The sequence below is a fragment of the Mesorhizobium sp. CNPSo 4684 genome (assembly GCF_057784315.1).
Window position 1 is genome coordinate 1 of the sequence record NZ_JBWLUX010000052.1, and the last position, 22,440, is coordinate 22,440.

Below are 22,440 nucleotides of genomic sequence, written 5' to 3' on the forward strand. Positions count from 1 at the left end.
GCGGCGCGGCCGCCGAAACTGGCGACGCCCGCCGCCGTGTTGCCGGCGCTGCCGCCGGAGGCCTCGATCGCCGGGCCCATGCGGCTGTAGAGCAGCTCGGCGCGCCTGGTGTCGATGAGGTTCATCGCACCCTTGATGATGCCGTTGGTTTCGAGAAAAGCGTCGTCGCACTGGGCGATGATGTCGACAATGGCATTGCCGATGCAAAGCACGTCATAATCCGGCATCAAAATCTCCGCCCGGGACCTCTCGGCTATCTGGCATGCCGGTCAGGCGCGGGTCTGGCCAGTAGGAATGGACTTTTCGCTTCCCAATCCACTCGCCACCTGCCCTCACGGGGCGGCGAGTCCTGCCTCGCGACGCAATTCGTCGGCTCTGTCAGTCCTCTCCCAGGTGAACTCAGGCTCTTCACGGCCGAAATGCCCGTATGTCGCTGTCTTGCGGTATATCGGGCGTAAGAGATCAAGCATCTTGATAATGCCCTTTGGTCTGAGGTCGAACAGCTCAAGAATGAGTTGCTCGATCCTTTTTTCCTGAATTCTCGCCGTCCCGAATGTATTGACCATGACGGAAACCGGACTGGCCACGCCGATCGCGTAAGCAATCTGCACCTCGCAGATATCCGCAAGTCCCGCAGCGACGATGTTCTTCGCGACATAACGAGCCGCATAGGCAGCCGAGCGGTCAACCTTGGACGGGTCCTTGCCCGAAAAAGCCCCGCCACCGTGACGCCCCATCCCGCCGTAGGTATCAACGATGATCTTGCGTCCAGTGAGGCCGCAGTCGCCGCGTGGCCCTCCGACTACGAACCGCCCCGTTGGGTTGACCAGAATTCGGATGCCTTCAGTGTCCAGGTGGGACGGTAGGACCGGCCTTATGATCTCCTCAATCACGCCCTCGCGGACCGTCTCTTGGGATACCTGCTCATCGTGTTGTGTCGACACGACGATGGTGTCCAATGCGATGGGGCGCAAGCCTTCATAGCGCACCGAAACTTGCGATTTCATGTCAGGACGCAACCAGCTGAGTTCTCCAGCCTTTCGCACATCCGCCTGTCTTCTTGTCAGGCAGTGGGCGAGTTGGATCGGCAAGGGCATCAGAGCATCGGTCTCGCGGCATGCGTAGCCGAACATGAGGCCCTGATCTCCCGCTCCTTGGTCGAGATCCTGCCCTCTGCCCTCGTCAACGCCCTGGCTGATGTCGGGCGACTGCTCAGTGATGGCCACAACCACGGAGCACCGCCGGCCGTCAAAACCGATGGCCTCATCATCGTATCCGATATCGAGAATCGTATTGCGGGCAACTTGGCTGTAATCGACCCTTGCATTGCTGGTAATTTCGCCAGCGAGAACGACCGTCCCTGTCTTCACCAAGGCTTCACATGTCTTCACCAACGTTTCGCAAGCAACGCGCGCTTTCGGGTCGAAGCGGAGCAACGCATCGAGGATGGCATCCGAGATGTTATCGGCCAACTTGTCCGGGTGGCCCGCGCCAACCGACTCGGAAGAGAACACGAACTGCCTAGCCATGAAATGCCTCGTTTCGGGTGTTAAAGTTGTCGGGGCGCTTTGCTTCAGCTGCCTTGCCTGTCGGTGATACCCGGCACCTTGAACGCAGTGCACAGGTCGGCAACGTCTCTTCGCACGCGGGCATGGAGACCTTCGTCGTCTGGCCGCCGGAGGACGCAGTCAATGAAGCCAGCGATCTGCACCATTTCGCCCTCGCGCATGCCCATGGACGTTACCGCGGGTGTCCCCAACCGAATTCCGCTTGTGAGCGCCGGATGCCGCCGGTCGCCCGGCACCAAATTGAAGTTCGTGATGATGCCGGCCTTTGCCAGTCGCTCGGCATAGGCCTTTCCGGACAATGGTCGCTCCCGAAGATCGAGGATCAGCATGTGATTGTCAGTCCCGCCCGTGACCAGGTCATGACCTCGCTCCATGAGCCCCTGGGCCAGGGACTTGGCATTCTTGACGATCTGTTGACCGTAGCTACGGAAGGACGGGTTCGCGGCTTCCTGCAAAGCGACAGCTAGCGCAGCGATAACATTCATATGAGGCCCACCTTGCAGTTGAGGGAAGACCGCCCGATCTATCTGCATGGCGAGATTGTGTTTGCTCTTTGGGTGATAGAGCGCCTGATAGCGATCTTCATTTCTTGACAGAATGAAGCCCCCGCGGGGCCCCCGTATTGACTTGTGAGACGTGCTGCTCACGACGTCGCAATATGCTACGGGATTGGGATGCGCTCCTGCGGCAATCAGGCCACTGATGTGCGCGATGTCAGCTACGAGATAGGACTCCGCCTCGGAAGCGATTTCGGCCATCGTGGCGTAGTCAAAGACACGCGGGTAAGCAGTTCCGCCGACCCAAATGAGTTTCGGCCGTTCCCGCTTGGCCGTCTCGCGCAAGCGGTCATAGTCGATGTGCCGGGACTCTTCGTCAAGCCCATAGGGCACGCGTTTATAATCAATGCCGGAGAAGTTGACCGCCCATCCATGAGTCAGATGCCCGCCACTGGGGAGAGGCAAGCCCATCACTTTGTCTCCTGGGCTCAACAGTGCACGATAGACAGCTTGGTTCGCCGGCGAGCCGGAATAAGGCTGGACGTTAGCGTGTTCGCTGCCAAATAGCGCCTTCAGGCGTTCGATCGCGAGCCTCTCAAGCTCATCGACGATCTCGTTTCCCTCGTAATAGCGGGCACCTGGGTACCCCTCGGCGTACTTGTTGGTGAAAATCGAGCCGGTCGCTTCCAGCACGGCCGAAGAGGCAAAATTCTCCGAAGCGATCAGTTTGAGCGTCGTCCGCTCCTGTCGCTCCTGTCTCAGAAGCAGTTCGTGAACGCGGCCATCAACCGCGGCCAACCGAGACGGCACACATCTGTCGGGTAAGGCGGTGCGGTCGGCGGAATTGTCCATCGAGGGATTGCGCTCCAACTGGATTGAACTATTTCACGATCAGGCAGGCAGTCCCTTAGACCGCTCGCTTTGCATCGCTTCGAGTCGCTGTAGGTCTCGTTCATGACAGCCGTCGGCGTTGGGCAGGAGATCGACCAGAAACTGAACCAGCCCACTGTCCTTGCCTCGCCTTTTCAGGTGGTATGAGCGCCATGGGTGTTGTTCGTCGCTGCAAAGAAACTCGGCTCTGGCGAGTAGCCGGACATGGTGCACAACCCGCTCGCGGCGCAGACCTAGAATTTCAGCCAGTTCACCGACAGTTAGGTCCGCATGCGCGCAAAGCCCCAGTATTCGAAGGCGATCAAGATGCGCTGCCGTGCGAAGGCGACTGACAAGTGTCATCATTGGTAAGCATCACGTCATATAGAAAAATTGGGCACTCATCCTTCGGACCCTGTCATTGGCGTTCTCCGCATCGTGCATGCTCCCGAAAGGCCATGTCGGTTTCGACCTGCCCGACTTTACATGTCTCGGCAAGCGTACCATTCACAGCGGTTTGGAGTTGCTAAGAGTCTATGAATTTCTTTGAAAGATCTGTTGCAACGCCTCGATGCGATTTGGCGACGTGCTGATCATGCGGCGACCAGGGCAACAGGTCGCCAAGTCGGCAAATGCTTAATATGAGAAATGATGCGGGTGGTAAGCGTCAACCGCCATCATTGCGATCGCCGTCTGAGCTTTCAGTCGTCTTTGGTCGACCCTGACCCGCCATCTGATCGCGGCCGCCGCCAGCCGTTGTCGGCTTTCTTCCCGAAGAGCCTCTTTATCTTCTCAAGATTTAGGCTGGTCCAAGCGGCGGCGTGAACACCAAGAGCTGGCGTTTCCTTTTAGGGTTGCCTGAAACCCTTCAGCACAAATCTGACTATTTGGTCGACCTGTCGTATTTTCAGTGGGTGTTGCACGGTAGGGCCTCGGCGCTTCGCCGAGTGCGGCAGGAAGCGCAGGAGGCATGACAGAAGGCCGGAGCAAGTACGAGCGCGCGGGCCGTTCACGCTATTCGAAAGAAACTGTTCTCCCGAAGGGATCGTCATCATCGATACGGCGGTTGGGAGGCTCGGCCGGCGGAAAGAGGACGAGGCACTGAAGTGGCCAGAAGGCAGACGGATAACCACTGACCTTGCCCCCAATCTCTATCCAGTTTTGAGTTCGTATCCAGCGTTGGATTTGCCCTGTCGGCACCGGCGCGGAGCTGATCATCGTGCGCAGCGCTGTCTGATGTCCGCAGGGCGAACCGCGCAGCGGATGGCAGCTCGAGCCCGCATTTGGGTGGGGCGCAGACTGGCTATGCCCTTTGCGGATTTTCTCGCAGCCGGGACGCTTCGAGGTTGAAGCCTGGCCGGCAATGCGCCTGGGTCCGGCGTAGACGCGCCATCGATGGGTCAGGGATGGAATTGAGACCCCAGGTGCAGATCCAACCGCCTTAAGACCCTTCAAGAGCGCCATGTGCGGCCGAGCTAGCGCTGAACTCGAGAGCCAGGATGCTGCCAGTCCAGATCCTCTATCACCACACCAGGTGAGGAAGTCCCCGTCCGTGCGTAATGGAGCGGGACCTCGGCTTCTGCCGTCGCCGCGCCGCGGATCTTTGACCCTGACCGCGCATAGCACCGAACAACGTCGTAGCGGCACACGCTTTTCTGGCGGTGCGATGCTCGTGATGCGTGTCCAAAACCTGACAGTAACATGTCAGATTCACTACGCCGGCCATCTTGGACATTGTGGTTTTTCGACGCGCATCATGTGCTTCTCCCCCGCTGAGCGCGTTGGCACGGCCTTTGCTCATTGAGATGCGGGAACATTGCGTGAGGGCTGCTTCGTCTCGCGCATAGCGTCGCGCAGCCTGTGGCAATAGCTTTGGAGAGCAACATGTCTTGCAGATAGAGCCCCGGTCGGCGGCCTGGCCGCCTCGGCAGCCCCTCACGAACTTGCAGCCTTGGCATCGAAGCATCTTGCGTTGTGCCGACCATGTGGCCGCCATGCACCATCTGGTGTGGATGCAGCAGAAATACAGGACTGCAAAGTTGAGGTCTAGTTGCACCCATGAACACGCTCTACCGGGAGAGAAGGGCGCACCAAATTCGACGCGTGCGGCTGACAGAGAGGGTCCGAGTCTGATCCATTCGATCGCGCTCGACCGCGCAGGCGAAATGAACAAGCTTTGGATGGCCCGGGCTGTCGGAATTCCGACCTTGTTCGTAGTCGACCGGGACCGCCGGCGCAACTTGGACTCCCAGAACGGGGCATACCCCAAAATTGTAGGTTTCGAGTGCCGCGGGACTGGCGGCGCAGAGCTGGATATGCATGTTTAACGAAGATCCACGTGAGAAGTACAATCTGGTCGGCCGTCGGTTCACCGATGTGATCGCGGCTATCGATGAAATCGGAACATCGTTTCCGGACAGAATCGCGATTACGCATGGCGCGGCGGAACTCACCTATGGTGAGCTGCGCGTCATGTCGGCCAGCATCGCGAGCACTCTACGAGAGCGCTGCGCGGTGGGAGCGATCGTGGGCTATTGGGGTGAACGAGATCCCAGTTGGGCGGCTATAGTAATCGCAATCCTGAAGGGCGGCTCGACATACTTGCCGCTCGATCCATCTTTACCCGCCTCACGCACTTCATTCATTCTCGAGCAGAGTGGATGCACTCTGATTATCGGGAAAGAGCGACCGGAAGCCCTGGTTCAACAAAACAGCCATGGCAATCGAGAATTCATGGCGATGCAGACCGCGTTAATAGGGGACAGTGCCGCTTCCGTGATGCCCTCTTCGGCTGAACGCGGCCTGGCTTACATCTTGTTTACGTCCGGTTCGACGGGTTGGCCAAAAGGTGTGATGGTCGAGCGCGCTGGACTAAACAACCATTTGACGGCCAAGATCGATGCGCTCGAGCTGACCGAAAAGGACTGCATCGCTCAAACTGCTTCGCATTGCTTTGACATCTCGCTGTGGCAGCTCCTGGCGGGGCTATGCGTTGGAAGCCGCGTCGCGATTATCGACGATGCGACGCTTAGATCTCCGATCGCTCTTCTCAAGGCGCTCGGGGAACAGGGTGTCACAATTGTTCAATTCGTCCCATCGGTGCTCGCCATATTTGTTGAGTATCTGCAGACACTCCCGATCGACGAGCGGCCCCTCAGTGCCTTGCGCATGATCTCAACGGTCGGCGAGCCGCTGACGCCTGCCTTGGCGCGCGCGTGGTTGGCACTGTATCCCCAAGTCCCAATTCTCAATCACTATGGCCCGACAGAATGTGCTGACGGGGTTACACACCATGTGGTTTCTATCCCGCCTGGTACAGCTGACACCTACGTACCGATCGGTCGGCCGATCTCCAATCTTGAAGTCTATGTCGCCGATGGATGGCGGCTGTGCAGGACGGGCGAAGTCGGCGAGATCTGTGTTAGCGGAGTGGGTGTCGCTGCTGGCTATATCAATGATTGCGCCCGTACCAAAGATGCCTTTTTTCCAAATCCGTTCTCCAGCCATCCATCCCATCGGCGCCTCTATAAAACTGGTGATCTCGGACGCTTCGGAGCTGACGGGCTGCTGGAATGTCTTGGCAGACGAGACCGTCAGGTCAAGATCCGGGGGCACCGGGTCGAGCTTGGAGAGATCGAGTCTCGGCTCTGCGCCCATCCTTCGGTCAGTAGCGCCGTCGCGGTAGCACCCCTCAATAAAGGCGTGAAGCTTACAGCAAGAGACATAACCAAGGCCGACGGAGGCAACAGGCCAAGACGGATAGTGGCCTACGTGTCGGCCTCTCCCGAAGTCTTGGAAAGTGAACTCCGAGGCTTTGTTGCCGAAATGCTTCCTGCCTACATGGTCCCGAACCGAATCATTCATGTCGATCGCATTCCAATTACCAGAAACGGGAAAGTCGACTTTGCAGCTTTGCCGGACGCCACAACTATTCGCCCTCAGCTGCTGAATTCCTTCGAGGAACCAAAGACGGAGCTCGAAACCAAGCTGCGAGATATCTGGTCCAGCGTTCTTCGCATGAAAGGTATCGGCGTGAACGACCGGTTCATGGACCTTGGTGGCGATTCGCTGCGGGCGATGCTTGTATTAGCCCAGCTGCAGAGGCAGTTCGGGGCGAAGATGGATTTCAGGCTGGTGCTAAATGGGACCGTCAGGTCGCTGGCAGCATCGCTATCAAGCCGATCGGAAACGACGCACAACGTGCCTCCCGCAGGCCAGAAGCGCGGTCAGTCAACGCTGACACGGGTGCAGGAACACCTGTGGTTCCTCTGGCAGCTCGATCCGGACGCGAAGAACTACATCATTCAAGGTGGCCTGCGCATACGAGGCGCGATCGATCCCACTGCTTTCAATCAAGCTTGGATCGATGTCGTCGGGGCCCACGACGCGCTCTCGGCTCGCTTCAGCGACGACGATGGGCCGGTCCAGATTTTTGATAATCCGGACCCCGCCAACTTAGAATTGGTTCACGCCGATCACCTCACGCCACAGGAGGCTGAGGCGCTTGTGGCGGAGATGCGGCAGACCGAGCTCAATGACGCCTTTGATCTCAGCCGGGGCCGTTTGTTTCGCGCGCGCATGATCCGCTTTGCCCCAGATGACCATCTAATACTGATAACCGCGCACGAAATCATTATAGATGCCTGGTCAATCTCGATCCTGCTCAGAGACCTGCGAACGAGATACTCCAGTGCTGCCCCGTTTCCCCCACAGCATCGTGTGTCACTCTCAGCCTATGCGCACTGGGAAGCTGTACACGTTACACCGGAATCGCTGGTTGACCAGCAGCGCTATTGGCGTGGGCAGATTGGCGACAATCCGCCCGCGCTTTTGCTAGCGAGCGATCGACCCCGGCCGAAAGGAAATTCCTACCGCGGGGCCTCGCATGCGGTTCCGCTTGGCGAAGAACTGTCGGATCAAGTGAGGCGTTTTGCTCATCGGCACCGGTGCACCACATCCACGATGCTGTTGGCATGCTTTAAGCTGCTGTTGCGGATGTATAGCGGTCAGGACGATGTCATTGTCGGTATACCGCACGTCGTGCGCGACCAAACAGGCACCGAGGAGATCGTTGGTTTCTTCCTCAATATGCTGCCAATCCGAACCTCGATCGATGTCAACAAGTCCTTTGTGGCTCACGTGACGCGTGTGCAAACCCTTGTCAGCGATGCCATTGCGAATTCGGCCTATCCTTTCAGTTGGATGGTGAGGGACGCCCGATTGTACCGCGAAGCTGGTCGATCTCCGATCTTCCAGGTCATGTTCAATATGTACTCCGAATCCCAGGAGCCGCCGGCCGAACGCAATTTTGATCTGACGTTTCGCGAGTATGACACAGGTTATGTAAAGTTCGACCTTACCCTATATGCGCAAGACCAGGGCGATGAGATCGCGCTGCAACTGGCATATGCTGAAGACATTTTTTCAAGCGAGCTGATCGCTCGCATGGCCGCCAACCTTCGCCAGCTTATCGCTGCCTGTGTCGATAGCCCTGCTGAGCCGATAGTCGCCCTGAACTGCCTGTGCCCCTCGGAGGTCGCCATGCTGGACGCGCTCAAGGGCCCCGAGCAGGTATATGAAAACGAGCCTTCGCTCGTGGAGGCCTTCGATCACGTCAGCGCAAAGAACGACCGGGTGGCGTATTTCGGCGAGTTCGGAGAAGTCACATTCGGCCAACTGCGCGAACGCATGGCGGCGATCCAGTCCGCTCTGCGTACCTGCGAGGTGGGGCAGGGCGACATGGTCGCCATGCTGATCGATCGGTCACCAGATGTGGCCGCTACGACTTTGGCCATCCGCGCCATGCAGGCGACTGTCGTGCCTATATCGCCAGATTACCCGAAGGAACGGATCAGCCACATCATCAGAGATAGCGGTGCCAAGCTCCTGATTCACGCGAGCGCGGATGAAGAGATCGATTTCGGCGTCCCGTCCGTCAGCGTGTCCTCCCTGCAGGCCAGATCCTGCCCCACTCGGGCGTCGCACTGCGAGGTGGAGCGGCCTGATAAGGAGGCAGCGAGCCTGATCTACACTTCATCCTCCACGGGCAAAGCGAAAGGCGTTCTCATACCTGAGGCGGCAATACTCAATCGACTGAACTGGATGTGGCGATGCTTTCCGTTTGATGACGCCGAGGTGGCCGTCGTTCAGAAGTCGGGGGCACTTGTTGCAGCAGCATGGGAGTATTTTGGAGGTCTCCTGAGGGGCATCCCGACGCTGATCCTGACCGACGAATATTTGCTCGACCCCGGCCTCTTGTTGAGCGCCTTGACGAAGCATCGCGTGACTCGATTGTTCGCCTCCCCGCCCATTCTGTCCGGTCTGATCGCTTCCCAAAAGCGACATGCGCAGGCGACCAGCTTGCGCCTGGTCACAAGCAGTGCTGAACCAATGCCGCCATCGCTTCCTTCTCGTTGGCGAGAATGCTTTCCGGATGTGCCGTTATGGAATTTTTATGGCGCAACGGAATGCGCGTCTAATGCGGCAGTCTATGCAACATCGGGGACCGACGATGGCTCTAGAGTTGTGCCTGTCGGGCGCCCAATCGACAATGTGAAAATCTATGTGCTCAATGCAAAGCTTGAGCGGGTTCCCGTCGGGGTAGCAGGCGAACTGTGCGTCGCGGGACGCTGCCTAAGCACCGGGTACTGGCGGGACCGCAAGCGAACGAAGCAAAGTTTCGTGGCCAATCCATACGATGACGGCCAGTACGGCCTACTTTATCGCAGTGGCGATGTCGCTCGCGTCACAGCCGAAGGTCTTCTGGAGATTTGCGGTCGATCGGACAACCAAATCAAGCTCCGTGGTTTCCGAATCGAGTTGGAGGAAATCGAAACCGCCCTTGAAGCGCATCCTGGAATTGCCAGGGCCACGGCAGTCGTTCGGGGAGCGGACGAAAATCGCCGACTTGTGGCCATCGTGGTCCTAACCGACGACAGCCTTACCTCACGAGATATGGTGAATCACCTACGGCAGGAATTGCCATCTTACATGATACCATCCGAGTTTCGCATCGTGGACCACATGCCACTCACGGCGAGCGGGAAGATAGATCGTTCCCGTCTCTCATCTGTCCGGTCGCGCGAGCTTCGGGGTGTGCAATCCCCTGAGCCGCGCACGCAACGGGAGCGACTTCTCGCCGGGATCTGGCAGGAATTGTTGAGCGTCAAATCCATCGGGATCGATGACAGTTTCTTTGATATTGGTGGAAACTCTCTTCTGAGCGTGCGCTGCGTTACCTTAGCCCGTAAAGCCGGGCTGAGCTTGACCGTCGCCCAACTGTATAGAACACCGACCGTTCGGGAATTGGCCAAGGAGATCGCATCAGCCACGACGATCTCTCCCTATGAGCTCCCCGCTGGACCGATGCGAGTGACTCCTGCCGTCTCCTCTTGGAACAGTCTTCTCGGGCTGGGCGAGCACTTCAACATAGGCGACCTCTTTTTCCTGCCCGCCGGTCTTTTGAATCTATCAATCCTCGAAGGCGCCCTTGCTCATGTCATTGGTCGACACGAAGGACTGAGACTTCGAATAGTCCAAACCGAGAGCGGCCTATCCCAGTCAATCGGACCGGTACCCAATCCCCTCGTGGAAGAAATAGATCTGGTCGGCATGACCACGGCAGAACAGCTGACGATCATCGAAGGCGCCTGCGCAGCGCGTCAAACCAGCTTTCGCTTTGATGGCGAGACCCTTCTTGTCAGGCTTTCAGCCTTCCGGACATCAGAGCGCGGCGATTACTATCTGCTTGTTTTGATGCATCACTTCGTGGTGGACGGGACTGGGTACCGACTGTTCCTAAATGCACTGGAAACGGCCTACAATACGCTGGCCGCAGGCGGGACCATTGCGGATCAAGAGACGACGTCTCTCTCTCACTGGCTAGAGCGATTGGGCCATTACGCAGATAGCGAAGCACCAACCGAACTCGAATATTGGGAGGGGATTCGACATGATCTGCTCGATCTGCAAGTGAGCGATAGCGGATCGGGCACAGCGGAATTTTTGGATGAAACTGCCAGAAGGCTCCATTATGCACGGTTGGAGGGATTGTTAAATGAAGAATATTGCAGGCCATTTTGGCAGGATCAGGCCAAATATTGCGTAACGCTCGCCGAGGAGGAGACGGCCAGACTTCTCAATGTCTCGGCGACGTCTGCACAATGCGAAGATTTTGATATAGTCCTTTCGGCCCTGTCAGGGGCATTTGGCCGCGCATTCGGGAATTACTCGCTCTGGATCGACAGCCTCACATCGACCAGAGGTGAATTGTTCGACGACATCGATCCATCTCAGATCATCGGATTTGTCGGCGAACTGGTTCCCCTTCCCTTATATCTGACAGGGAAGGACACCCCTCAGAATCGCGCTCGTTCGATATATCGGCAGCGCAACGCACTGCCGCGCCGGGGGATCGGTTTTCGGGCGATGAAGTTCTTGAACCGGGATCCGGCAGTGCGCAAGCGTATCGACCAATTGCCGTTGCCTAGAATCGGAGTGAACTATCGGGCACGACTGCAACACCATTATCGACGGCGTCTGTTAGACAGAGATCCGCACTCGCTTTGGATCGGCGAAAATATGAAACAATCCGCCATGAACTACCTCTTCTGGTTCAATGTCGGATACGAAGCCGGCGAGCTGCAGATTGAAGTGCGATACGATCCAAGACAGGTTGACTATGGAACGACCCGCAACCTGTGCACAATCTTGCACCAGGAACTGCTCCAGATAATCAACACATCTGCAGTAGCCGGCCGTTCAACCGACCATAAGCCGGTGCGGGGTGATGAACAGGGCAATCGGAAGCATGGCAGCACCGGAAAAGCGCATTGATCTGTCGGACGAAAAACTTTCCCGCCTCATCGTCCGACTCGCCATTCCTTCAATTATTGGCTTGTCGATCAATGCGCTGCAGCAGTTCGTCAACGCGATCTTTGTAGGTACCCTCGGGGCCCAGGCTATTGCCGCCGTCAGCATGACTTTTCCGATAGTTGTCCTCCTCTTGGCAATCGGACAGGGTATCGGCGTTGGCACGGCGTCATTCGTGTCTAGTAATCTTGGCGCTGGCAACTCGCTTGAGGCGAACCGAGGCGCGAGCTTGGCACTCGCTCTCGCGATTCCGATCGGATTGGCGCTTACTGTCGGTCTGCTCCTGAGTCTGCGCCAGCTTCTCGCTTTGCTGGGCACCAGTGCGACAATCATGCCGGCCGCACTCGAGTACGCATCGACGCTGCTGTTCGGCTACACTCTCATGCTGCTGAACGTGGTCAATGGGTTCATCGTAAGGGCCGAGGGCAATACACGATTCAGCATGTGGACCATGATCACGGCTTTCGCGCTGAATGCCGTGCTCGACCCTATCTTCATTTTTTCGCTCGGTCTGGGCGTTCGAGGAGCAGCGCTCGCGACGCTGTTGTCCCAGATCGCCGCTATCAGCCTCTACATGGCATATTTCCTGAAGAAGCGTGGGGTTGTCCGTGTGGGAACTTCTTACGTTAGCTTTAGGATGGGCCGCATCAAACAGATCGCGGCCGTTGGAGCGCCGGCAACCATCACCAGTATTTTGTCTGCCGTTGCATTCATGCTCTTCTACCGCGCGGCCGCACCATTTGGTGACGCTTCAGTTGCCGCTGTGGGAATAGCCACGCGATTGTCAACGATCGGGGCGCTCCCAATTATAGGCTTCTGCGTCGGCTCCCAGGCGGTGCTTGGTTTCGGTTGGGGAGCACAAGATTTCGCCCGGGTTGAGAAGGCCGCCAAGTTCATGCTTTCCATAGCCGTCGCATTTTCAGTCAGCTTTTCCGCCGTGGTCCTGATTTTTGCTCGACCAGTGGTTTCGCTTTTCAGCGATAACGTGGATGTAATCGATATCGCCGCCTCTGCCTGTGTTGTTTTTCACCTTTTCTTCGGCCTCTTTGGCGTTCAGTACGTTACGATCACACTGCTTCAGTCATTGGGGAGAGTGCGGCTTAGCGCCGTCGTTTCCCTGGCTAGGCAAGGCTATCTTTTCATACCTGCCATACTGCTGTTTCCAGCTATCTGGGGCTTTGACGGGCTGCTGGCTAGCCAGGCGGTTGCCGAGTTGCTGGCGGGGCTGATTGCTCTGTTTGTAATTCGCGGTCAGATCGGCGTTCTGAAGAATGCCCTCGCTGAGCTGGAGGATCGGGTCGAGGCTAAAGGGCTGACATGAAGAGCGATCATATCGGTTCTGCCCCAAATGGTGGTTGAAGAACCAGATCCAGTACAAAACCGGTCCGTGCGGGCACACGAATGGTCACTCCGTCAACAAGGCGAGGACAAAGGTCGGGAGTTGGTCGCAGTGCGCCCCCACAGGGCAATGGGTCGTGGTCGAGAAAGCGAGGACATCTGGATACGTTGCTCCCCCCAAATGTTGCTGTGCAAACCTGTCGAGCAACGAATGTCGGCAGTGTGCCGGTGATGGCCGAAGAAGAGAGTGCAATCGCCACCGCGGCCGAGAGCAGAAGACGTGAATTCTCGCTCGGGCGCGCCTGCGCCAGAGCGGCATTGTCCAAGCTCGGCGTTCCTCCTTGCGCAATCGCAAGGGGACCTGACCGTGAGCCGCTTTGGCCACCTGGTGTGGTTGGCAGCATAACACATTGTGCTGGATTCTATGCTGCGGCCGTCGCTCGCCATGAAGACTGCGCTGCGCTTGGAATCGATGCAGAAGTCGACGAGGAGTTGCCATCTGGCGTATTGGAGCTCGTCTCGGTTGACGAGGAACGGTATTGGCTGGCCAACGCATCCGGCCGCCTCAATTGGGGCCGATTGCTTTTCAGTGCCAAGGAAAGCATCTTCAAGGCATGGTTCCCGCTCACACGTGAATGGCTGGGCTTCGAGGATGCCGTGGTCGCTATCATGCCCGACGAAGGCAAATTTCGTGCTCGCCTCCCTCACACATTCCGGCCGGCCAGAGATCATGCATGGGAGCTTCGCGGCCGGTTCGTCATTGCCAATGGACTGATCCTCACTGCCGTCTTCGTTCCGGCGCTCGATCCGCTGTTGCGTTTTCCAGCCGTCGGACGCAAGCAAGAGCTGCCAGATACGTCCAGATTTGAGGGGTGAATTCCGAAGCCGGACGGTTCTGCTGGGGAACTGCTCCCAGGCCGATCACCGCAGTCTATCTGTCCGCTACATTTCTGATAAACCAGTCATAGGTTTTGGCAACCCCAACCTCGATGGAGGTTTTAGGGCGCCACCCCATCGATAGAAGTTTTTCGCTGGATATAAGCTTTCTCGGCGTTCCGTCCGGCTTGGATACATCAAGTTCTATATCCCCTCGGAAGCCAACAACATCGCAAACGACTCGTGCAATTTCAAGAATAGTGATGTCGCTGCCAAAACCTACGTTAATATGTTCTGCCTCAGAGTAATGTTTAAGCAGGAAAATCAAGGCGTCGGCACAATCTTCGCTGTACAAGAACTCCCGACGCGGCGTTCCGCTTCCCCACACACACATCCGGTCTAGGTTTTTGACCTTTGCATCGTGCGCTTTGCGTATCAATGCAGGCAGAACATGTCCTAAGCTGAGATCGAAGTTATCGCGAGGACCATAAAGGTTCGTCGGCATGGCAGAGATGAAGTCCACGCCATATTGCATGCGGTAGGCCTGACACAACTTGATGCCGGCGATCTTTGCGATCGCGTACCATTCATTCGTCGGCTCAAGCGGACCAGTCAGTAGCGCATCTTCTTTGATAGGTTGCGAAGCGTACTTCGGGTAAATGCAACTCGACCCCAGAAAAACAAGCTTCTCAACGCCATTTCGAAACGAGGCGTCGATGACATTGGCCTCCATTATCAGGTTCTGGTAGATGAAATCGGCGGGCATAGTCGAGTTTGCTAGGATACCGCCAACCCTCGCCGCGGCCATTACGACGGCGTCCGGTTTTTCTTTTGACAGAAATTGCAGAACGGCCTCTTGCCGCGTTAGATCAAGGGTTTGTCTATCCGCAACAATGACGTCGCAATCTTCTGAAGCAAGCGACTGTACTATGGCGCTGCCGACCATACCTCGGTGTCCTGCAACCCAAACTCGTTTCCCGCTCAGCGAGTACATCAAATCCGACCCTCATAGTGTGACGTGCGGTTCATTAACTTCAGATCTTCCCTGGCCATTTCGCGGACAAGCTCCCTTACGCTCGTCTCGTGTCTCCAGCCCAAGACCTGCTGGGCTTTGGTCGGATCGCCTAGGAGAAAATCTACCTCCGTCGGTCTGAAATAACGCGGATCCACCGCCACGATGCATTTGCCTGTGGCGACATCAATACCTCGTTCTTCGATGCCTTCTCCCAGCCATTCAATCGTCATTCCGACTTCGTCAAATGCCCATTCCACAAACGTGCGGACAGATGTTGTCACGCCCGTGGCCAGGACATAGTCGTCAGGGCTATCTTGCTGACACATCATCCACATGCCGCGCACATACTCGCGGGCATGGCCCCAATCACGTTGAGCGTCGAGATTGCCGAGGTAAAGCACTTCCTGTTTGCCGAGGCTGATTGCTGCCGCGGCCCGCGTAATCTTGCGCGTGACAAATGTTTCACCACGAAGTGGGCTTTCGTGATTGAAAAGAATACCGTTGGATGCGTGGATGCCGTAAGCCTCTCTATAATTTACGACAGTCCAGTATGCGTAGAGTTTAGCAGCAGCGTAAGGTGAGCGTGGGTAGAACGGTGTTTTTTCGTTCTGGGGGACCTGTTGAACCAACCCATATAACTCTGAAGATGACGCCTGGTAAAACCGCGTCCGATTGCTCAATCCAAGAATTCGGATAGCTTCCAGCATGCGCAATGTACCTAGCGCATCCGCGTTGGCGGTGTATTCAGGGGTCTCGAAGCTTACCTGGACGTGGCTTTGCGCGGCAAGGTTGTAGATTTCATCCGGTTGGGCTTGCTGAATAATGCGCAGCAAATTGGTTGCATCTGTCATATCTCCATAGTGGAGAAAAAGTCTGGCCTCAGGATCGTGCGGATCCTGATAAATGTGCTCAATTCGTCCGGTGTTGAATGATGATGAACGACGCTTTATGCCGTGAACTATGTAGCCTTTGTCCAACAGCAGTTCCGCAAGGTATGCCCCATCCTGTCCCGTTATGCCCGTTATCAAAGCTATTTTTTGGTTTGCCACCTTCGAAATCTCCGATGTGTTTGCTTGGCGCGAGGCGTTTGGGTGACTGCCCGGGTTCTCCTGCGAGATCATCCCTCGTTGGCGCAGATCATCAGACGGCGCCAGCGGTACGCCATGCGTAATGGGAGTGCCGCCACACTGTCGCGCTTGGTGCGTTTTTGACGTCGGCAGCGGGACATAAGGCCTATAACTTGGGCCCGCATCCCGTGGAGCGCACCTAATGGCCCCATGCCGGTTCCTTGCATTCGCTGAATGGCCGCCATGACGCGTCTCGGCCGGGACCAGAGTTTTGACTGTTTTCTATCAAAATAAGACGTCTTGGGTCCTTCAGATCGAACTCGATTACCCGGGGTACGAAAAGGCGCGCATATCGGCTAAAGGCGCTGGTCGGGGGAAAACGAATGACGGTGTCGCAGCGCCCGAGAAGATACATCTCAACGAGGGCGGAAATTCCGCCGTCAACGCCTTGTGCTGCGGTGTGTAAAGGGCCCGCCTGGTCGGATCGGAAACGCTTGGGGACGGTGAGAAGATCGGGGAACCTGGCCGACACCTGATCCAAGACCTGCTCGCTGTCCGTGCACAAGAACACCCTGACAGGCCTTGAGTGCGGTAACGCTTTAGCCTCATCAATCGCAGTGCACACTTGGCGAACGGCGAACTCCGGATCGCCCCAGTAAGGGGCATGGTCCATTATGTCTTCACCGTTACCATGCCGAATATGAACTCCGATTATGCTGTGTCCCTCAAAACGCTCCTGATAGATCGCGTCTATGCGTGATTGAATTTCAGGCCGGAGCTTGACACTCTGGAACACCTGCCGCTCGGCATCCTCATCGCAACGCCACATCAAACAAGCGTCACACACGACCGTGTTCGCTTCGACATCGTGCTCAGCCTTGAAGAGATCGCTTAATTCCTCGCGCTCTTGGAAAATCTTCTCATCTGGACGGTAAACGCAGTCGAGCGATGACCTATTCCACGACGCTGGGAAGAATGGTCCCGGGAAGGAAAAATCATTGATCCGGTCGTCGCAAACAACCGATACGCCAGCGATGTCTTTGATCGGCTGGAAGAACACCGGAAAGGCATTTGTGAAGGGTCGATCGAGATAGCAGGATCCGCGCCAGTCGATGACTAGCGTCCGCCCCGACCGCCGAGCGTAGTGCCAGGCCGCCGCAAGCGACCACAGACAGTCACCGAAACCCGTACGCCTGCGAGAGACGACAAACCGGCGCTTCTTCAATCCGCTAACCTGCATTCTTGATAGTCTCGTTTCAGAGAAGGAAACGAAGTTGCATCTGGTGATTTCGATCACTCGACCGCGACGTCGGACACCGTTGTGGGTCCCGTAACACTGCGGCGTGGAGCAGAAGAGCTCCCGCAGCACTGCCCGCCCTTATCGCGCCGCTCGCAGATGTTGACGACGATGCACTCGCTTCCGGTCAAATTTAGCGTGTTCTAATGGGCCTAGGCGGAATTTGTAAAATTGATTGTGTGTATGGGTTTTATCCATGTGGTGGATACCATCGTAAATGCCTTCGACGACGGGCTAACCCTGCATTCCCGCGACTTGCTCCAAGTCACGATACATTCACGGTTTGGATAAAAATGATCCAAACAATCAATTTTACCGGCCGCGCGGAGAGCTATTAGAAGATGCTGAATTAGTCAGATTGCACCGGCCCCAAGGTCGGGGCGGTGCCAGGAGCACGCATATGCAGGTCCGGTGGACACAGTGCTGGGAGAGCGAGTTAGAACTCTCCGACCACACAGAGCTTTGTGAGTTTTTTCGAGCGACCTATGGGCCAACGGGTGCCTTTAACGCAAAACCATTTGAGAATGGTCACAGCTGGGCCGGAGCACGGCCCGAGCTGCGTATCGTCGGCTACGACTCGCGCGGTGTGGCGGCTCACATTGGAGTATTACGCCGTTTTATCAAAGTTGGAGAGACCGACCTATTGGTGGGCGAATTAGGACTGTGGGGAGTCCGCCCAGACCTGGAAGGGCGTGGACTCGCTCATTCGATGCTGGCGTTGGTCCCTCCACTTCGGCAGCTTGGCGTTCCATTTCTGTTCGGCACTGTGCGGCACGCTCTCTTCAAGCGTGTTGCTAGGCTCTGCCAAGACGGTCTGGCGACCATCCTTCCGGACGTTCGCGTCCGCTCCACCCTCGCAGATGTGTACCTCGACCTGCCCCCAACGCGGTTAGAGGAGCAACTCGTTGTTGTTTTTCCGATCGGACGTCCAATGAGCGAGTGGCCCTCCGGAACGTTCATTGACAGGAATGGTCCAGAGCTGTGAAACAACCGGATTGCAAATGCGAAGTGTCGGCTTTCTCCGACGGCGGCACCGAAGATCGTAGCGTTTACCTGACGTTCGACGATGGCCCAAATCCGCTCTCCACTCCTGGGGTTCTGGATCTGCTGGCGAAACACCGTGTGTCGGCGACTTTCTTTGTCATTGGTGCTTACGCGAAAGACCGACCGGAACTCATCCGACGTATGGTTGCCGAAGGGCACGAGGTCGCTAACCACACGATGACTCATTTGGACCTGTCTACATGCGGTCTCGGTGAAATAGAACGCGAAATACTTGAGGCCAACAGTGCAATCCGGATGGCATGCCCCCACGCCTCGGTGCGACACATGCGAGCGCCATTTGGAGCCTGGACAGAAGAAGTACTTGCTGTCTCGACCAAGGCCGAAATGGCGCCCGTGCACTGGTCGGTGGACCCTCGCGACTGGTCTCGCCCCGGGGTCGATGCCATTGTCGATTCAGTCTTGGCATCGGTCCGCCCCGGCGCGATTGTACTTCTGCACGACGGATGCCCTCCCGGCGAGTCGAAGCCGGGCACTCATGCCAGCCTACGCGATCAGACGGTCGAGGCGCTATCTCGTATAATCCCAGCGTTGCAGCTTCGCGGATTTTCAATCCGCTCGCTTGCTCAGCATCATTAACGAACGGTATTCCATGGATCTGCTCGGCACCACCAGCAGTGTGGCCATTGCTTTATATGCGCTGCTCTCGACTGCTTACAAAGGCATGCAAGCCATTTATGCGTTGCCACCGAACTTGTCATCTGCGCCTGGGAGTGCCGCCGCTTCCGACATGCTGCCGAGCGTGGATGTCATTGTGCCGAGCTACAATGAGGAGCCGCGGACGCTTTGTGCTTGCTTGGCCTCCATTGCGGATCAAGATTATAAGGGAGAAGTGCGGGTCTATGTAGTCGATGACGGTTCTGCCAATCGGGATGCCGTCGTATCCGTGCAGGCGCATTATGCGCATAACCCGAAGTTTCACTTCATTTTACTGCCAAAGAACGTCGGAAAGCGTAAAGCGCAGATTGCCGCGATACGGCGTTCGTCGGGAGATTTGGTGCTCAACGTGGACTCGGATACCACAATCGCGTCCGACGTCGTTTCCAGACTTGTCCTGAAGATGAAGGATCCCGCGATAGGCGCGGCAATGGGTCAGCTCGTGGCTAGCAATCGGAGCGACACTTGGCTGACACGATTGATCGATATGGAGTATTGGCTTGCTTGCAACGAGGAGCGTGCGGCGCAGGCTCGCTTCGGCGCTGTAATGTGTTGCTGTGGCCCCTGTGCCATGTACCGCCGGTCCGCGCTCCTTTTGCTGCTCGATCAATACGAGACGCAATTCTTTAGGGGCAAGCCAAGCGACTTCGGCGAGGATCGCCATCTCACGATCCTTATGCTGAAGGCAGGCTTTCAAACGGAGTACGTCCCCGACGCCATCGCGGCCACCGTCGTTCCAAATAGGCTAAAACCGTATCTGCGCCAACAACTGCGCTGGGCAAGGAGCACGTTCCGGGACACCCTGCTTGGGCTGCGTCTACTATCTGGTCTCGATCGCTATCTGACGCTGGACGTGATCGGACAGAACCTTGGTCCGCTACTTCTCGCCCTCTCGGTGCTGACGGGACTCGCACAATTGGCACTGACCGCCACGGTTCCCTGGTCGACAATCCTCATGATTGGATCCATGACCGCGATACGCTGCAGCGTATCGGCCCTGCGAGCGGGCCAACTTCGATTTCTCGCGTTCTCGCTGCACACACTCATCAACATCTTTCTCTTACTTCCCTTGAAAGCCTATGCCTTGTGTACATTGAGCAACAGCGATTGGTTGTCGCGCGGATCCGCGGCCAGCGTAGCCGATAGTGATGAGAAACTGAACGTCCTTCAAACGCAAAGGCTGGCGGTGCCTCAGGGCCCTCGAAGTGACGGGTGATACTTGCGTTACTCTAGATGGACGAGCTTGAGTCGGGGCATGAATCTACTGCATCAGAAGTCGACCGCGGATGGTCGGTCCCGGTGCGGTCCCAATCCGCTCGAGCAGGAGAGCGACGGGCATATAGACGCAGGACATTCTCCAGCTGACTGTGTTTCAGTCCCGGCGATTAATCTTGCGGGGGTAAGAAAGTCATATGGCGGCAGGTTCGTTGTCGACGGGCTGTCGTTCACGGTTGCGGCCGGGGAGTGCTTCGGTCTGCTGGGGCCGAACGGGGCGGGGAAAAGCACCATCGTGCGTATGGTCCTCGGCATGACACCGCCTCACGCAGGCAGCATCGCTGTGCTCGGAGTACCTATGCCAGAAAGGGCTCGCCTGGCACGCAGCGGCATCGGCGTGGTTGCGCAGTTCGACAACCTTGATCTGGAATTCACGGTGCGCGAGAACCTGATGGTGTTCGGTCGTTACTTCGGCATGAGCACGCGCGAGATCGAAGCAGTCATCCCATCTCTGCTCGATTTCGCGCGCCTCGAGAGCAAAGCGAACTCGCGCGTTGCGGATCTGTCTGGCGGCATGAAGCGGCGCCTGACGCTTGCGCGTGCACTCATCAATGACCCACAGCTCCTGATACTGGACGAGCCGACTACTGGTCTCGACACGCACGCGCGCCACTTGATCTGGGAACGGTTACGGCACCTGCTGGCACGCGGCAAAACGATTCTCCTGACGACCCATTTCATGGATGAGGCAGAGCGGCTGTGCGATCGGTTGTGCATCCTTGAAGAAGGGCGCAAGATTATTGAAGGTCGACCTCATGTGCTGATTGAGGAGCAGATCGGCTGTCAGGTAGTTGAGATATACGGGGGTAACCCGCGTGAGCTGAGCACGCTGGTCAGGCCGTATGTTCGGCGCTTGGAGGTGAGCGGAGAGACCCTCTTCTGCTATGCGACCAATCCGGATCAGGTCCGCGCACAACTTCGCGAGCGGCCCGGCCTGCGGCTTCTAGAGCGGCCGCCCAATCTTGAGGATGTCTTTTTGCGGCTCACTGGTCGGGAAATGAGGGATTAGACGGATGTGGGAACGTTATGCGACGGCTCTGCCCGCCAATGGGTGGAACTGGATTGCGGTATGGCGTCGCAATTATCTGGCGTGGAAGAAGGTTGCACTTGCTTCAATTCTCGGCAGCCTTGCCGATCCAATGATCTACTTCTTTGGACTGGGCACCGGCTTCGGAATAATGGTAGGGCATGTTGAGGGTACATCGTACATCGCCTTTCTGGCAGCGGGCATGGTCGCCGCAAGCGCGATGACTGCGTCGACCTTCGAAACGCTTTATGCGGTCTACGGTCGTATGGGCGGAACCTGGGAAGCGATCCTGTGTACACAACTTTCTCTTGGCGATATCGTTCTAGGTGAATTGGCGTGGGCAGCCACCAAGGCCCTTGTGGCCGGTATAGGAATTACTGTTGTTGCTGCGATGCTAGGCTATGCGCAATGGGCGTCCGTCCTCTGTGCCTTGCCATTCATCGCGCTTACGGGCTTTGCCTTCGCGAGCTTAGCCATGATTGTCACGGCCCTTGCACCCAGCTACGACTATTTCATATTCTACCAGACCCTTGTCGTCACCCCGATGCTGTTCTTGTCCGGCGCACTCTTTCCGCTCACGCAACAACCCGACTCAATTCAGCGGCTGTCGCGTTTCTTGCCGCTGTCACATTCCATCGACCTCATTCGTCCGACGCTGCTTGGACGCTCGGTTGAAAGCGTCGGCCTGCACATCGGCGCGCTTTGCATCTACATAGTAATCCCGTTCATCCTGTCGCTGGGTCTGCTTCATAGGCGGCTGATGCGCTGACCAACGCTCGCATATCCGACCTGTATCGTCTGGATAGGTATTCCGAAGCATCTAGGCTATAGATCTTGATGGTCCGGAAAATCCCCGCGTCACTTCCAAAGGATGTAGCGGCGTCAAAGCGCCGACCGGCATCAAGCGCATTTGCCGGCGATGCGGTCTCGGCATAGGGTGCTGCATACCGGTGACGAACCCGATGTCCCGGCCTGGGTGCAACGACATTGTCTCTGAGCTTAGGGCGACCGTGAGACTTC

Annotated in this window: 13 protein-coding genes and 1 pseudogene; 8 read left to right on the forward strand and 6 right to left on the reverse strand. The window is 57.0% G+C overall.

Annotated features, from left to right (window positions below):
* The 3 genes and pseudogenes from AC04SG_RS31040 to AC04SG_RS31050 all read right to left on the reverse strand — a co-directional run.
* Nucleotides 1–227: pseudogene (locus tag AC04SG_RS31040) on the reverse strand (adenosine kinase); the annotation flags it as partial.
* A gap of 105 nt (nt 228–332) precedes the next feature.
* On the reverse strand, nt 333–1,529 hold the full coding sequence (gene metK / locus AC04SG_RS31045; protein ID WP_488554138.1) for a methionine adenosyltransferase: 1,197 nt from the start codon (nt 1,527–1,529) through the stop codon (nt 333–335).
* A gap of 44 nt (nt 1,530–1,573) precedes the next feature.
* Nucleotides 1,574–2,917, reverse strand: a complete 1,344-nt coding sequence (locus AC04SG_RS31050) for a serine hydroxymethyltransferase (RefSeq protein WP_488554139.1) — start codon at nt 2,915–2,917, stop codon at nt 1,574–1,576.
* 2,337 nt (nt 2,918–5,254) lie between these two features.
* Here AC04SG_RS31050 and AC04SG_RS31055 point away from each other — a divergent pair.
* The 3 genes from AC04SG_RS31055 to AC04SG_RS31065 all read left to right on the forward strand — a co-directional run bounded on the left by AC04SG_RS31055 (nt 5,255) and on the right by AC04SG_RS31065 (nt 14,020).
* Nucleotides 5,255–11,770: an amino acid adenylation domain-containing protein gene (locus tag AC04SG_RS31055; RefSeq protein WP_488554140.1), complete on the forward strand. Its 6,516-nt coding sequence runs from the start codon at nt 5,255–5,257 to the stop codon at nt 11,768–11,770.
* A complete protein-coding gene (locus tag AC04SG_RS31060; protein WP_488554141.1) occupies nt 11,745–13,127 on the forward strand; it encodes an MATE family efflux transporter in 1,383 nt (460 codons plus the stop codon). The genes AC04SG_RS31055 and AC04SG_RS31060 overlap by 26 nt, the downstream gene beginning before the upstream one ends.
* 248 nt (nt 13,128–13,375) lie before the next feature.
* Complete coding sequence (locus AC04SG_RS31065) at nt 13,376–14,020, forward strand: 4'-phosphopantetheinyl transferase family protein (RefSeq protein WP_488554142.1); 645 nt, start codon at nt 13,376–13,378, stop codon at nt 14,018–14,020.
* Between the two features lie 55 nt (nt 14,021–14,075).
* On the opposite strand, the gene fcl is transcribed toward AC04SG_RS31065, so the two are convergent.
* From fcl to AC04SG_RS31080, 3 genes are all read right to left on the reverse strand, one after another.
* Nucleotides 14,076–15,014, reverse strand: coding sequence for a GDP-L-fucose synthase (fcl, locus tag AC04SG_RS31070; protein ID WP_488554143.1), 939 nt, complete (start codon nt 15,012–15,014; stop codon nt 14,076–14,078).
* Entirely contained in the window at nt 15,014–16,084 is a 1,071-nt protein-coding gene (gene gmd / locus AC04SG_RS31075; RefSeq protein ID WP_488554144.1) for a GDP-mannose 4,6-dehydratase, read from the reverse strand. The genes fcl and gmd overlap by 1 nt, the downstream gene beginning before the upstream one ends.
* 217 nt (nt 16,085–16,301) lie before the next feature.
* Complete coding sequence (locus AC04SG_RS31080) at nt 16,302–17,342, reverse strand: nodulation protein NodZ (RefSeq protein WP_488554145.1); 1,041 nt, start codon at nt 17,340–17,342, stop codon at nt 16,302–16,304.
* Between the two features lie 457 nt (nt 17,343–17,799).
* Here AC04SG_RS31080 and AC04SG_RS31085 point away from each other — a divergent pair, with 457 nt between their 5' ends.
* Genes AC04SG_RS31085 through AC04SG_RS31105 form a run of 5 tightly spaced genes read left to right on the forward strand, consistent with a single transcriptional unit; the run spans nt 17,800 to nt 22,189 of the window.
* Entirely contained in the window at nt 17,800–18,384 is a 585-nt protein-coding gene (locus AC04SG_RS31085; protein WP_488554146.1) for a NodA family N-acyltransferase, read from the forward strand.
* A complete protein-coding gene (gene nodB, locus AC04SG_RS31090) occupies nt 18,381–19,040 on the forward strand; it encodes a chitooligosaccharide deacetylase NodB (RefSeq protein ID WP_488554147.1) in 660 nt (219 codons plus the stop codon). The genes AC04SG_RS31085 and nodB overlap by 4 nt, the downstream gene beginning before the upstream one ends.
* Before the next feature lie 13 nt (nt 19,041–19,053).
* Nucleotides 19,054–20,334 carry a chitooligosaccharide synthase NodC gene (nodC, locus tag AC04SG_RS31095; protein ID WP_488554148.1) on the forward strand — a complete coding sequence of 427 codons (1,281 nt, stop codon included), beginning with the start codon at nt 19,054–19,056 and terminating at the stop codon, nt 20,332–20,334.
* A gap of 39 nt (nt 20,335–20,373) precedes the next feature.
* Nucleotides 20,374–21,402, forward strand: coding sequence for a nodulation factor ABC transporter ATP-binding protein NodI (nodI, locus tag AC04SG_RS31100; protein WP_488554149.1), 1,029 nt, complete (start codon nt 20,374–20,376; stop codon nt 21,400–21,402).
* 4 nt (nt 21,403–21,406) lie between these two features.
* A complete protein-coding gene (locus AC04SG_RS31105; protein ID WP_488481581.1) occupies nt 21,407–22,189 on the forward strand; it encodes an ABC transporter permease in 783 nt (260 codons plus the stop codon).
* The last annotated feature ends 251 nt before the right edge of the window (nt 22,190–22,440 follow it).

Coding starts and splice junctions, on each gene's coding strand:
- fcl (WP_488554143.1), bottom strand. CDS start 15,014: ATGTACTCGCTGAGCGGGAAACGAGTTTGGGTTGCAGGACACCGAGGT.
- AC04SG_RS31065 (WP_488554142.1), top strand. CDS start 13,376: ATGGCCGAAGAAGAGAGTGCAATCGCCACCGCGGCCGAGAGCAGAAGA.
- AC04SG_RS31080 (WP_488554145.1), bottom strand. CDS start 17,342: ATGCAGGTTAGCGGATTGAAGAAGCGCCGGTTTGTCGTCTCTCGCAGG.
- AC04SG_RS31105 (WP_488481581.1), top strand. CDS start 21,407: ATGTGGGAACGTTATGCGACGGCTCTGCCCGCCAATGGGTGGAACTGG.
- AC04SG_RS31085 (WP_488554146.1), top strand. CDS start 17,800: ATGCAGGTCCGGTGGACACAGTGCTGGGAGAGCGAGTTAGAACTCTCC.
- nodI (WP_488554149.1), top strand. CDS start 20,374: ATGAATCTACTGCATCAGAAGTCGACCGCGGATGGTCGGTCCCGGTGC.
- metK (WP_488554138.1), bottom strand. CDS start 1,529: ATGGCTAGGCAGTTCGTGTTCTCTTCCGAGTCGGTTGGCGCGGGCCAC.
- AC04SG_RS31060 (WP_488554141.1), top strand. CDS start 11,745: ATGGCAGCACCGGAAAAGCGCATTGATCTGTCGGACGAAAAACTTTCC.
- nodC (WP_488554148.1), top strand. CDS start 19,054: ATGGATCTGCTCGGCACCACCAGCAGTGTGGCCATTGCTTTATATGCG.
- AC04SG_RS31050 (WP_488554139.1), bottom strand. CDS start 2,917: ATGGACAATTCCGCCGACCGCACCGCCTTACCCGACAGATGTGTGCCG.
- AC04SG_RS31055 (WP_488554140.1), top strand. CDS start 5,255: ATGTTTAACGAAGATCCACGTGAGAAGTACAATCTGGTCGGCCGTCGG.